This is a genomic window from Rhodoferax sp., assembly GCF_037143375.1.
Taxonomy (GTDB): domain Bacteria; phylum Pseudomonadota; class Gammaproteobacteria; order Burkholderiales; family Burkholderiaceae_C; genus Rhodoferax.
The window spans coordinates 1-12,054 of sequence record NZ_JBAWYV010000098.1; the positions used below are offsets into that span (position 1 = coordinate 1).

The 12,054-nt window shown below is 60.4% G+C and carries 14 protein-coding genes; 5 read left to right on the top strand and 9 right to left on the bottom strand.

Annotated elements, in window-relative coordinates; genetic code table 11:
- From WCG50_RS13505 to WCG50_RS13535, 7 genes are all read right to left on the bottom strand, one after another.
- The coding region (locus tag WCG50_RS13505; RefSeq protein ID WP_336900123.1) for an MBL fold metallo-hydrolase at positions 1–686 on the bottom strand (686 nt) is incomplete at its 3' end.
- Between the two features lie 30 nt (positions 687–716).
- Positions 717–1,763 carry a permease gene (locus WCG50_RS13510; RefSeq protein WP_336900135.1) on the bottom strand — a complete coding sequence of 349 codons (1,047 nt, stop codon included), beginning with the start codon at positions 1,761–1,763 and terminating at the stop codon, positions 717–719.
- Between the two features lie 121 nt (positions 1,764–1,884).
- Positions 1,885–2,418, bottom strand: a complete 534-nt coding sequence (locus WCG50_RS13515; RefSeq protein ID WP_336900124.1) for a sigma-70 family RNA polymerase sigma factor — start codon at positions 2,416–2,418, stop codon at positions 1,885–1,887.
- A 45-nt stretch (positions 2,419–2,463) separates the two neighbouring features.
- Positions 2,464–3,225 (bottom strand): TlpA disulfide reductase family protein, encoded by a 762-nt coding sequence (locus tag WCG50_RS13520; protein WP_336900125.1) that lies wholly within the window; start codon positions 3,223–3,225, stop codon positions 2,464–2,466.
- A gap of 108 nt (positions 3,226–3,333) precedes the next feature.
- Entirely contained in the window at positions 3,334–3,972 is a 639-nt protein-coding gene (locus WCG50_RS13525; protein ID WP_336900126.1) for a cytochrome b/b6 domain-containing protein, read from the bottom strand.
- Positions 3,965–5,662, bottom strand: coding sequence for a tetrathionate reductase family octaheme c-type cytochrome (locus WCG50_RS13530; protein WP_336900127.1), 1,698 nt, complete (start codon positions 5,660–5,662; stop codon positions 3,965–3,967). The genes WCG50_RS13525 and WCG50_RS13530 overlap by 8 nt, the downstream gene beginning before the upstream one ends.
- A gap of 17 nt (positions 5,663–5,679) precedes the next feature.
- Complete coding sequence (locus tag WCG50_RS13535) at positions 5,680–6,228, bottom strand: DUF302 domain-containing protein (protein ID WP_336900128.1); 549 nt, start codon at positions 6,226–6,228, stop codon at positions 5,680–5,682.
- A 224-nt stretch (positions 6,229–6,452) separates the two neighbouring features.
- On the opposite strand from WCG50_RS13535, the gene WCG50_RS13540 reads away from it, so the two are divergent.
- Positions 6,453–7,823: a DUF3422 domain-containing protein gene (locus WCG50_RS13540; RefSeq protein WP_336900129.1), complete on the top strand. Its 1,371-nt coding sequence runs from the start codon at positions 6,453–6,455 to the stop codon at positions 7,821–7,823.
- A 65-nt stretch (positions 7,824–7,888) separates the two neighbouring features.
- Positions 7,889–8,446, top strand: coding sequence for a menaquinone-dependent protoporphyrinogen IX dehydrogenase (hemG, locus tag WCG50_RS13545; protein ID WP_336900130.1), 558 nt, complete (start codon positions 7,889–7,891; stop codon positions 8,444–8,446).
- Positions 8,447–8,473: 27 nt separating this feature from the next.
- Here the strand turns inward: hemG and WCG50_RS13550 are convergent, their stop codons facing one another.
- Both WCG50_RS13550 and WCG50_RS13555 read right to left on the bottom strand, forming a co-directional pair.
- Entirely contained in the window at positions 8,474–8,641 is a 168-nt protein-coding gene (locus tag WCG50_RS13550) for a hypothetical protein (protein WP_336900131.1), read from the bottom strand.
- A gap of 9 nt (positions 8,642–8,650) precedes the next feature.
- Complete coding sequence (locus WCG50_RS13555) at positions 8,651–9,976, bottom strand: sigma-54-dependent Fis family transcriptional regulator (RefSeq protein WP_336900136.1); 1,326 nt, start codon at positions 9,974–9,976, stop codon at positions 8,651–8,653.
- 250 nt (positions 9,977–10,226) lie between these two features.
- Here WCG50_RS13555 and petA point away from each other — a divergent pair, with 250 nt between their 5' ends.
- From petA to WCG50_RS13570, 3 genes are read left to right on the top strand one after another with little or no spacing between them, the layout of a single operon-like run.
- Positions 10,227–10,853, top strand: a complete 627-nt coding sequence (petA, locus tag WCG50_RS13560) for a ubiquinol-cytochrome c reductase iron-sulfur subunit (protein ID WP_336900132.1) — start codon at positions 10,227–10,229, stop codon at positions 10,851–10,853.
- A gap of 18 nt (positions 10,854–10,871) precedes the next feature.
- Positions 10,872–11,504, top strand: a complete 633-nt coding sequence (locus tag WCG50_RS13565) for a hypothetical protein (protein WP_336900133.1) — start codon at positions 10,872–10,874, stop codon at positions 11,502–11,504.
- Between the two features lie 14 nt (positions 11,505–11,518).
- Positions 11,519–11,929 carry a group II truncated hemoglobin gene (locus tag WCG50_RS13570; RefSeq protein WP_336900134.1) on the top strand — a complete coding sequence of 137 codons (411 nt, stop codon included), beginning with the start codon at positions 11,519–11,521 and terminating at the stop codon, positions 11,927–11,929.
- The last annotated feature ends 125 nt before the right edge of the window (positions 11,930–12,054 follow it).

Genomic DNA, 12,054 nt, shown 5'->3' on the forward strand with positions numbered 1-12,054 from the left:
AGTTCGTCAATCAGCGCAAAGGATTGCAACCAGGTTTTGCTGCTGCTCACGGGAATCAGCCCCAAGACGCGGTCGACATACACCACATCGCCGCTAAACAGCAGCTTCTTTTGCGGCAGCCAGACCAGCATATCGCCCGGCGTGTGCCCACCGCCCCGGTACTTGAGTTCGATCACGGTGCCACCCAATTCCAGCCGGGTATCCGCGTCCGGAAGAAAGCGCGTTGGCAAGGTCGGCACGGTCCCAATCAGCCGCTCTTGGAGGCCTTGCAGCGCGGCCAGGTGGTCGCCAGCGCGGGCTTGCATATCGGCCTCGGCACTGGCGTGGGCGATGACCTCGATGCCTTGCGCCTTGAAGTAGCCGTTGCCCAGCCAGCGGTGGTCTTGCCCACCGGTGTTGATGACCCATTTGAGCGGCTGTGTGGTGACTTTTTTCACCGCCTCATGCAGCTTGTGCGCCGTCTGAAACGTGGCTCCGCTGTCGATCAACACGGCCCCGGCCGGTGTCACGATCAAGCCGATGTTGGCGTTCAAGCCTTCGTTGTCATAGCTGCGGGCCTCAAGGTCGCCGATGTAGGCATAAACGCCTTCTGCGACTGGCTGGAACACGACCTCTACCGCCGTGGCGGGCAAGGCCAGCAGCAGGGTCAAGACCGCAGAAATCCATCTAAAATTTAACTGTTTCATGTTGCGTCTCGGGTTTGGCGAATTGGCCATCTACAGCACGGCATTGAACACATAGCCTACCAGCAGAATGCCGGTGGCCACAACACCCACAAAGGTCGCAATCAGCCTGATCTTGAGCACCTTGCGCAGGATGATCATCTCAGGCAAAGAGAGCGCAATGACGCTCATCATGAACGCCAGCACCGTGCCCAGCGCCGCGCCCTTGGCCAGCAGCGCCTGCACGATCGGGATGACACCGGCAGCGTTGGTGTACATCGGCACGCCGATCAGCACCGCCAACGGCACCGACCACCAGGCCTCACGGCCCATGAAGCTGGCCATGAAATCCTCAGGGACGTAGCCATGGATACCGGCCCCAATCGCTATGCCGGCCAGGATGTAGGGCCAGACCTTGCCGACGATCTCACTTACCGCGTTGAAACCGCCCTGCAGGCGCTCACCCAGCGTCATACCGGTGGCCTCAAAGTCAGCCGACATCCGGGGCATGTCGCGTACCCAGTCTTCCAGGTAGGACTCCATCTTCAGGCGACCAATGATCCAGCCCGCCACAATCGCCACGCTCAGGCCCAGGCCCAAATACAGCAGCGCAACTTTCCAGCCAAACATGCCAAACAGCAGGGTGAGCGCCACCTCGTTGACCATCGGGGCCGAGATCAGAAACGAAAATGTCACCCCCAGCGGCACACCGGCCTGCACAAAACCAATGAACAGCGGCACCGCCGAGCAGGAGCAAAACGGGGTCACGATGCCCAAGGACGCCGCCATCACATTGGCCACGCCCTCGCTGCGCCCGGCCAGCAGTGCCCGGGTGCGCTCGGGCGTGAAGTAGCTGTTGACCATGCCCATGACAAACACCACGCCGGTGAGCAACATCAGCACCTTGGGCGTGTCGTACAAGAAAAACTGCAACGCGCCGCCCAAGTGGCTGGCCCGGTCCACCGGCAGGGCGGCGACCAGCGCCTCGGCGGTGGGGTTGAGCGCTTGGTACAAGCCAAACCAGACCAAGGTGGCCAGGATCAGGAAGGCCAGCGGCTGACGCAGCGGCCAGCGTTTGAAAGTTATGGTGAGGGAATTCATGCTCATGAAGACGAAGGCCAAGGGCAAAAGATGCATTGCCCCATAAAATTTATACCAAATCGGTCTATAGCCCCCGTATCACCTGCGCAAGCAGCTATTTAAAATATAGCAAATAACTCCGCTACCGTGGCACAAAGTCACGCACGCGACCAGCCTCATTCAACTGCACCTGGCAGCCCAGCGTCATGCGCTCCCGCAAACGCTGGCGAGCGCGCTGCAGACGCGACTTGGCGGCGCTCAGCGTCAAGCCTTTGGCCAGCGCAAAGTCAGCTTGCGCCATGCCTTGCAGATCACACAGCGTGATGGCCTCGCGGTCCCGCTCGCTCAACTCACTGAGCACGCGCGGCAGGCAGGCGGTGAGCGTGTCCACCGTGTCGGGCTCCTCCACCGTTGCTGGCAGGTCTTCGGGCAATTCCACGGTGTGGCGGGCCACGCGCAGGTGATCTGCCAGCGTGTTGCGGGCCACCTCAAACAGCCAGGCCCGGGCGTTGAGCACCTCACAGAAACGCTCGCCCTGGCGCAGGGACTTGAGAAAAACATCTTGCAGTAAGTCGTCCACCTCGGCCGGGTTGGCCAGGCGACGGCGCAACCAGCCGCGCAGCTCGGGCACGTGGGCAGTCCAGGCGGTGGTTAAACAGTTCTTGGTTTTCGACAATGGGGTTTTCCTCGGACCTATTGGCTAGCGCAGCACCCCGCCATGTTACTTGCCCGACTTGGCCGCCACGTCACGCAAAAAGGGGGCGTATTGCAGCCAGCCTTCAATCGGTCCGGCGTGCGAAAACACCACGAGGCCGTGCTTGTCCAAAATATAGGTGGTAGGAAAGGCGCTCGCCAGCATTCGATCCGGCAGCGTCTTGCCGTTGGCTAACACCAGGTAATCGGTGCTGCGGTCCAACATGCCGGCGTCATACAACGGCAAGCTCAGGTGCTGTTGTTGGGCCCATTGACTCGACGTGGCAAAGTTTTCACGCACCTGCAACAGCACCAATTGGATACCCGAGGCGGTGCCCAGTGCTTGAGCCAATTTTTGCAGTTCCGGCATCTCTCGCCGGCAAGGCGGGCACCATGACGCCCAGAAATGCAGCACCAGCACTTTTCCGCGCAGGTCAGACACCTTCATGGTCTTGCCCGCAGGACTTTTGAAGGAGAGGTCAAAGAATCGATCGCCCCGCTCCTTGCCCAGCCGGGCCTTGCCCGCTTGCGCCCGGTTGAGATAGGGGCCCCACAAAGTTGGCCATTTTTGGGCATCAAACTCAACCCGGTCGTCAACGGCATAAGGCCAGCAGGTTTGCCCTGATCGGTTCTGACAGGCCTGAAGCGCCTCACGGCGGGCGTCCTGCGCCGTGTCGCTGTCGGCCTTCCAGGCCCAGGAACCGCCGGGTGCAATCACAAAAGCCCGGTGCGCCCCAGCTTCAAGAAAATCCCGGTAACCGTCCTGACCGGCCGTATCAAGGTGCGGCACCGCGCTGGCATCGCTGAGGCTCGTAGCCCCAACGGGTTGAGCCCAACAAAGTACTGCCAGACAAGCTGCTAGCAGTCTCCAAAATACCGACGGCATAGAAGGCTGCGCTCAGTCCACGTCTTCCCAGCCCGTGATCATGGCCTTGATGTGGGCGGTGGGTGTGTGACCCGTGGTGGTCAGGTAAACGTGCACAATAAAAAACACCAGCATCATGAAGGCGCCCGCCGTGTGGGCCCACGCCACCCACTCCAGTTGCAGCCAGCTATCCAAGTGCATTTGAGGCCAGTAGCCGCGGAACAGGTACAGCAAACCCGAACCCCAGATCAGCGGCGACACCATCGCCAGCAACGCCAGATAGGCCAGGCGCTGCAAGGGGTTGTGCTTGTGCTGCAAGGTTTTGTGGAACGGATTGGGCGCATCGCGAAAGATGCCCCAAGCGTAGTAGCGCACCATGGCATCGACCCTTTTGAGCGTGGGCAGGTACTGGCGCCACTCGCCGGTGGTGAACTGCCAGAAGATAGTGAAGGCCCACAGACTCAGCAGCAGCCACGTCGTCAAGGTGTGCAGGTTCACCGCCGCCTCGAACCCCAGAACGCGGTAGGTGCCATGCACCTCAAAGCCGCTGAACATCATGGTCATGACCAGTACCGCCTGCGACCAGTGCCAAAACCGCTCATACCGTTTGTACAAATAAATGCGACCAGGGGCGCTCGCGCCTTCCTGCGTCATGGGTGGGGCGTTATGCATTTTTTTGTTCCTTGAGATGACGTTTGTGAGCCCACACGCGAAGCAGGGCATGAAGCGTGACGCCTGCGGTGGCGGCAGCAACCGCCAGCCAGCCCAGCCAGTCAATCCACGGGTTGCTGTCGCGGGACGGCATGTAAACGCCCTGGATGTCTTTCAAGCGTCCGTGCGTGCTGTGGCACTGGGCGCAGGTCAGCGCATCGCCCTTGGGCGCCACCATGTGGGTGATGGGCCAGGTCATCTCGGTGCTGACAAAACCATACTTGCCGCTGAAGGGCAGGCCCGCCGCTTTCATGCCGGTGGTGATGGCTTTGCCCCAGTCGTAGTTGTGCCACAGGGCGGTGTCGTCCTCTCCCGCGGTGTGCTGCACCGTGAGCACGTTGTTGACGGTGTCATAGGGTTGTTTGCCACGGTGCACTTTGGTGGGCCAAATGCGCGAGTCAGGCGCATTGGGGCTGCCGCCCACATCGTTGATCTGCACCACTTTGGTCGGGTCGATCTTGTCGCCGATGACCTTGTAGGTGGAGACGCCGTTGTACCAGCGGTATTCAGGGATGACGTAAGCCTCCCAGACCCAGGCGCCTTTTTTGGAATCAAAGGCGCGGCGTCCGGCGCTGTCTTTGCGCGCGGTGGGTTTGCCGTTGGGCCCCATGACGGTGGCCTGCGACCAGTCCCAGCTCATCTCGGTGCCAATGTCATTGCGGGCGTACTCCGGAATGTGGCAGGTCTGGCAGGCGATCTTGTCGGTGTGGTCGTTGAGCTTGTCCATGTTGGCCGAGTGCGGCTTGTTGCTGTGGCACGACTGGCAGGCCGCGGGCGACTCGTCCAACTTACCGCGAATGTGCGCCTTGCCTTTCACGGCGGCGGCCACGTTGTAACGGCTGCCTGACACCTCGTGGCTAGAGGTGGAATGGCAGTCGGCACAGCTGAAGTTGAGGCCCTTCTCATCCATGTGCACATCGAGGTATTTGCCGGGATGTTGCAGCGAGGTATCCAGATCGCCATGCTTGGCCCCGTTGCCACCGGCACCGAAGAAGTGGCACGAACCGCAGTTGGTGCGGCTCGGCATGGCGATGCTTTGCGCCACTTTTTTCAGGTCCACCGCTTCCACAAATTTGCCTAAACCGGCCGGAAATTCCTTGCGCTCATAAATAGGATGACCCGAGTCGCCCGGCAGCTTGCGGTAGGTGCCGGTGCTGTCGTGGCAGACCAGGCAGTCCACATTTTTTTCGGCCTTGAAGTCAAAACTGCTATCGCCCCAACCCGCACCCGCGTGGCAGGCCATGCAGTCTTTCTCGTTGGAGATAGGCGAGGTGCAGTAGTTGTTGATGATGTTTTTCTTGCCGCGAATCTGGCCGGTTTTGGGGTCGGCTGACTCCCAGGTCCAGTGCTTGGTGTGCTGCACCTGGCTGGCCGCTTCGGTGTGGCAACTCAAACAGGCGGTGGTCACGTCCGAGACCGTTTTAAACGGCTTGTCGAGTTCCTTGAATTTATTGTGATCCGCCGTGGACTTGCTTTTTTTCTTCAATGGCAAGTTGGCTTTGGGGGCCGAGGCGACAGCTACGGGCGGACCCGCTTGCGCTACAGGCGCCGATGCGAGCGGCGTGGGCGCAGGCGCGGCGAACACGCTCAGGGTTGCCAGCAGGGCGCCTGCGAGCAGCACTGACAGCGTGGGTTTGGTTGTTGTGATCATGATGGTCCTTGATCGAATTAACAACCACCGGCCGGAGCACCACCGGCACCGCCACTGGCGCCGGGGGGTGCAGGGCGGACGATGGCGGGCGCCGGTTTGCTCGCATCAAAGATCAAAAACTTGGCCTGATCGGCCGACACATGGCTCATGATTTCACCGACCTCCGTGCCAAACATGCGACCCACCAGACCGGCATTCATGGTGCCGATGTAAGTCTTGCCATCGTTCTTTTTATAGACCGACACCTTGCACGGGATCAGCAGCGAGAGGAACCGGACGTCGTCATTTTTGAGAATCGGGCCGGAGTATTTGGTGCTGCAAGCCTCGATCAGCATCACCGGCAGCACGTTGCCACCATCGGCCTGCACTGCTTTGGCCGGCTCACGCAGGCCCACCAAGGCCCAACCGTTGCCAACCTTCTGGATATTTTGCTGAACGCGCGCCACGGTTTCTTCGACACCAAACGGACTGAGTGTTTCCTTGAACATCAGATTACCGAAAAGGTTGTAAACCAACACGGCAACCAAGACCAGGCCCGCCATAAAGCCACTGAAAATTTTGAGCATGGAGAAGTCCTTTTGCATAAATTCTTTAAATAAGCAATCAATGATATATATCGCCTAATACTTTCCTCGAGCGGGTAAACCCTCGTGCATATTCATTAATTGCGCCAGATCAAACTTAATGAGCGCAATGCATGGCCTTCGACTCGCTCTCAAAACAATGTGTTGGTTTTTGACGAGTCAGGACGGGGACAAGGAACGTACAACTTGCAAGCACAATAGCCGCTATGAATTTATCCGCACCTACCACCGCGACTCAAAGCCTGCTGCCGCCTGACGATCCGCAGCGCTCCGCACTACACAACGAAGTGCATGCGCGTCCATCGGCCCGCATTCGTCTACCGGCCCTCGTGACCTACGTGGCGGTGCTCAATGCAGGCATCAGCCGGGAGCAGGAATGGACGCACCTGTGCGCCCTGCCCGGGCAACAAGACCTGCCACTCGACAACCTTCACAGCAGCTTTTTACGCCTGCGGCTGGGCGGCTACACCGTCAAATGGGAGCGCCACACCGAGTTCACGCGTTATTCCCTTGTGCAACCGCTGCCGGAGAACGCTGCACTGGGCGCCAGCGAGCCGGATTTGCTGGGCACCTTGGCGGTCACCCACGACTGGTTGCGCAGCATTCCCGGGCGCACCGTGGTCGCCATCCAGATGGCCATGGTGAGCGGCGACCTGACGGACCCGGTGGCTTTGATGGGGCAAGCGCAGACTTGGCTTGGTGGTGGCTCGCTGGTGGCCTCGCAACTGGGCTTTGTGCCCAGCGCACCGGGCAACCCGAGCCAGCCAACCGGCCACTCCTGGGCGCTGACCAAGTTTCGCATTGGCGCCGACGGCTTTGAGCGCATGCTGGTGATTGCGCCTGTGGGCACCTCCGAAACCCGCGCCGGGCGCATCTCGCAGCGACTGCTGGAACTGGAAACCTACCGCCTGATGGCGTTGCGAGGTCTGCCGGTGGCCAAGCTTCTCGGACCGATGCTGGCCGAGGCCGAGAGTGCCTTGGCCGACATCACGGCGCGCCTAGAAAACAAGTCGGCGAGCGACCAGGATTTGCTCGACACCCTGGTGTCATTGGCGGCCCGCGTGGAGCGCGCCACAGCCGAGCATGTTTACCGTTTTTCAGCGACCCGCGCCTACGACACGCTGGTCGGCCAGCGCATCTCGGAGTTGCGCGAAAAAGCCATTTCGGGCACGCAAACCATCGGCGAGTTCATGCAACGGCGTCTGTCGCCCGCCATGGCGACAGTGGCGGCCACGGGGCAACGCCTGGCCTCCTTGTCGGAACGGGTGTCGCGCACCAGCGCCCTGCTGCGTACGCGGGTGGACATTGCCACCGAGGTTCAAAACCAGCAACTATTAGAGAAGCTCACGCGCGGACAAGAGCTGCAACTGCGCTTGCAAAGCACGGTTGAAGGGTTGTCGATTGCGGCCATCTCCTACTACGTCATCAGCCTGCTGCTGTACGGCGGCAAGGCACTGAAAGCCGTCGGGGTGCCGGTGAACCCGGAAATGGCCGCCGGTGCACTGGTGCCGCTGGTGCTGTGGGCCGTTTGGTGGACCACCCGGCGCATCCACGCCAAATTGCATGCCGACCATTGAGCAAAATTATTTAAGCCAAATAGACCTCTAGCCCCCGTATCTATTGCGCAAGCAGCTATTATTAAATGAGCACTAACACGCTTCCCATGCCCCACATTCTGGTGGCCTACTCGACCACGGACAGCCACACGCGCCACATTTGTGAACGCTTGCAGGCGCTGCTGACCGAGCAAGGTCAGCGCGTCACGGTAGCGCCGCTCGCGCAGGCCGAGGCACTGAGCCTGAGCGAGTTCGACAAGATCGTCATCGGCGCCAGCATCCGCTACGGTCATCACCAGCCCGAAGTGGCGCAATTCATTGCCCGCCATCAGGCGCTGCTGGAACGCCTGCCGAGCGCCTTTTTTTCAGTCAACATCGTGGCTCGCAAGCCCGAAAAAAGCCAGCCGTCGACCAACCCTTACCTGCTCAAGTTCTTGCGGCAAATCAGCTGGAAGCCGACCCTCACCGCCGTGTTTGCCGGCAAACTCGACTACCCCAGTTACCGCTTTTTTGACCGCCTCATGATCCGCCTGATCATGCGCGCCACGCATGGCCCGACCGACCCCAAAGCGGTGATCGAGTTCACCGACTGGCAACAGGTGGCGGCGTTTGCGCAGCAAGTGTTGGCGTTGCCGAAGACCTGACAACGCAGGCAACGCCTGAGTCAATCTTCAGGGCTTGCGCCGGGCTACAGACTTGACACGACGCTGCACCTGTTTGGCCAACCACCCCAACAGTAGCAAACCCAATGGCGCCAGCAACACCGCGAGCAGTGGCCAATCCGGAAAGACATAAAACACCAAGGCCACGCCAGCCAAAAACAGCAACAGAAAAATCATGCGGGCATCTTAGGCGTTTGACCCACCATCGGCCGCCTTGAGCTTGCGGTACAGCGAGCGCTCGCTGATGCCCAGGCGGGCGGCCAACTCGGCACGGCTGCCGGGATGTGCCGCCGCTAATTGCTGCAAAGCGGCGTGTTCAACCGCCTTCAGCGCGCCCGGCGTCGGCGTGAGACTTGCCGTGCCGGGGCTGGTCTGGGGTGCAACAACCGGATCGACCGACGGGCGCCGCCCTGACAACAGCGCCTGCAGCACATGCGTCTCCTCGATCATGTCGCCATCGCACAACAGCGTCGTGCGCTCCAGCAGGTTGCGTAACTCGCGCACATTGCCGGGGTAATCCTGCGCCTGCAGCAAGACCAAGGCGGGAGCGCTGAGGCTCAGTTTTCGGTTCGGCGCCACGCGCGCAAGCAGGGATGTGGCCAGCAGCGCAATGTCATCGCGTCTTTCACGCAAGGCCGGCAGGTGGATGGGGAACGTACTCAAACGGTAATACAAATCCTCCCGAAACCGGGCTTGCGTGACCATCTGGTCGAGGTCGCGGTGGGTGGCGGAGACCACACGGATATCGGCGTGACGTTGCTCGGTGCTGCCGACGCGTCGGTAGGTTCCGGTCTCCAGCAAACGCAGCAGTTTGACCTGCATCGCCAGCGGAATGTCGCCCACCTCGTCCAGAAACAGCGTGCCGCCACTGGCTGCTTCGACCAAGCCGCCGCGGGCAGTGTTGGCCCCGGTAAAGGCCCCGCGCTCATGGCCAAACAACTCGGACTCAAACAGATTTTCCGGCAGGCTGGCGCAATCCACCGCCACCAAGGGGCGGTGGGCACGCGGACTGGCCTCGTGCACGGCCCGGGCTACCAGTTCCTTGCCGGTTCCAGACTCACCCAGCAGCAACACCGTGGCCATGGAAGGCGCCACCCGCGCCACCAAGCCCAGCATCTGCTGGAAGGCAGGCGAGCGACCAATCAAGCCTTGGGCTGCCGACTGGCTCTGGGCCACGCGCAGCGGCTCCATTTTTTCGATAAAAAACGCCTGCTCGCCACCGGCATTGAGCAAGGGCGCCAGTTCAATGTTGACGTACTCCTCACCCTTGGGCGTGTGGTGCAGGTGCAGCACCCGCTCGCGCTGCCCCGATTCGCGGGCCTTGACCAAGGGACACGATTCGCCCGCCTGGTCGCACGGCACGCTAAAGTGATGCGACACCTCGTAGCAAGTGCGCCCCACCACGCTGCGCTCGGGGCTGAACTGGCGCCGGTACGCCGCATTGGCCGCCAGGATGCGGTACTGCGTGTCAAACAAAATATGCGGCTCGGGCAAGCCTTCAAGGTACGACATCAGTTCGGGCAAAGGCTTCACGCGGGCTCCTTTCAAGCGACTGTCAGTTTATGCCTAATTTGGCAGCATCTGCCAAATTAGGCATAACTCAGCCTGCATGCAACTAACGCCGACGCAAGAGATACCTCTTAACCCATTGATTTCAAATGAGTTTTTAAAACCCTCCGGATGGCACGCTTCTTGATCTATTGAGATCAGCGCAGTCATTCAAGACCCCTGAAAGCTGCCAACTTCAACTCAATAAATTGACATGACCTCACTTAGCCCCGCCTTTGATGCCCTTTCTGGCAACGCCCACGAACATGATGCCGAGCGCAGAAAAATGGTGCTGATCACAGCCGCCACAGCCGGGGTGGCAGCCTTCGCGACGGCCGTACCCTTTGTGTCGAGCTTTGCGCCCAGCGAGCGCGCCAAAGCGATGGGCGCCAGCGTGGAGGCCGATATTTCAGACATCGCGCCCGGGGGCATGAAGACCGTGGAGTGGCGCGGCAAGCCGGTCTGGGTGATGCGCCGCACGCCCGAGATGCTGGGCAGCCTGCCCGCACTGGACGCCGAACTGGTCGACCCCGCCTCCACCAAAAACCAGCAACCCGAGTACGCACGCAACGCGCACCGCTCCATCAAGCCGGAGTTTTTAGTCGCCATCGGCATTTGCACCCACCTGGGCTGCTCGCCTACTGCCGTCCCCGTCAACTCGGGCAACCCGAGCGTTGGCAGCGACTGGAAAGGCGGCTTTTTTTGTCCCTGCCACGGCTCCACGTTTGACCTGGCTGGCCGCGTCTACAAAAACAAACCAGCCCCGACCAACCTCGAAGTTCCACCCCACAAATACCTCAGCGATGGCCGGTTGCTGATTGGCGAGGACGGCGCCGCCTGAGGCACAAGGAAAATTTAAATGTACTTTCGAATCATTCACAACGAAACAAACGGTGAGCTCACCTACTTGCTGGCCGACACAGGCGCCCGCGAGGCGGTGTTGATCGACCCCCATGGACGCGATGTGCCACTTTTGCTGGCCTTGCTGGCAGAGCGAGAGTTACGGCTACGTTGGGTGCTACGCACCCACCAACACGACCACCTGCAACCGAAAGAGCCGCAGTTACTCGCTGGCTTGGGGGCGCCGCTGGCACAAGGGACATTACAGGCCGGATCGCACTTCACCGCTGAGGGTGACATTCTGGCGTTTGGTCACGAACTTATTCGGGTGATTTCGACGCCAGGCCATACCGAGTCATGCTTGAGTTTTGCCTGGCGGGACCGCTTTTTCTGTGGTGGTCTGCTGGCCATTGAGGCATGCCCGCACCAACCCACACCAGCCGATCCTGAAGAGCTGTGGGACAGCGTGACGCAGCGACTGTTTACCTTGCCCGATGAAACCTTGTTATTTTCCAGTCACGAGCGCCGTGCCCGCGCTGTCAGCACTGTGCTGGAGCAACGACGCTGGCACCCCTTGTTTGCCGGCGTCTCTCGTGACGAATACTTGGCGCGCATCGCTGCCTTGACCTCCAAACCCTTGCAGGCACACTGATGGAGAATCAACCCATGACGAACCCAATTCCCATAACACCTTACGATGAACTGGGCGGCGAGGCTGGCATTCGATGCCTGGTCCACCGCTTTTACGAACTGATGGACGAGTTGCCCGAGGCCTATACCGTGCGCCGGATGCACCCGGAAAGCCTCACCGGCAGCGAAGAAATGCTGTTTGAGTTTCTCTCGGGCTGGTTTGGTGGTCCGGCTTTGTACATCGCCAAAAAAGGGCACCCTCGGCTGCGCATGCGCCACGCCCCCTACGCGGTGGGGCCGGTTGAGCGCGACGAATGGATGCTCTGCATGCGCCAGGCACTGAGCGAACAGGTCAGCGATGCGGCGTTTTTAGCCCACTTGATAGAAACTTTTTCCCAAATGGCCAACCACATGGTCAATACCGATTCGACGAAGGAATACACGTGAACAATCAAACTACAGGGGCTAAAAAAATCATCCCCATCGTCCCGCAAGAAGGCTACACACCACCCCCGGCAGACGAGGTGCTGGTCTCCCTCTACGCTGCGCACGAGAAGATTTACCCGCGCAGC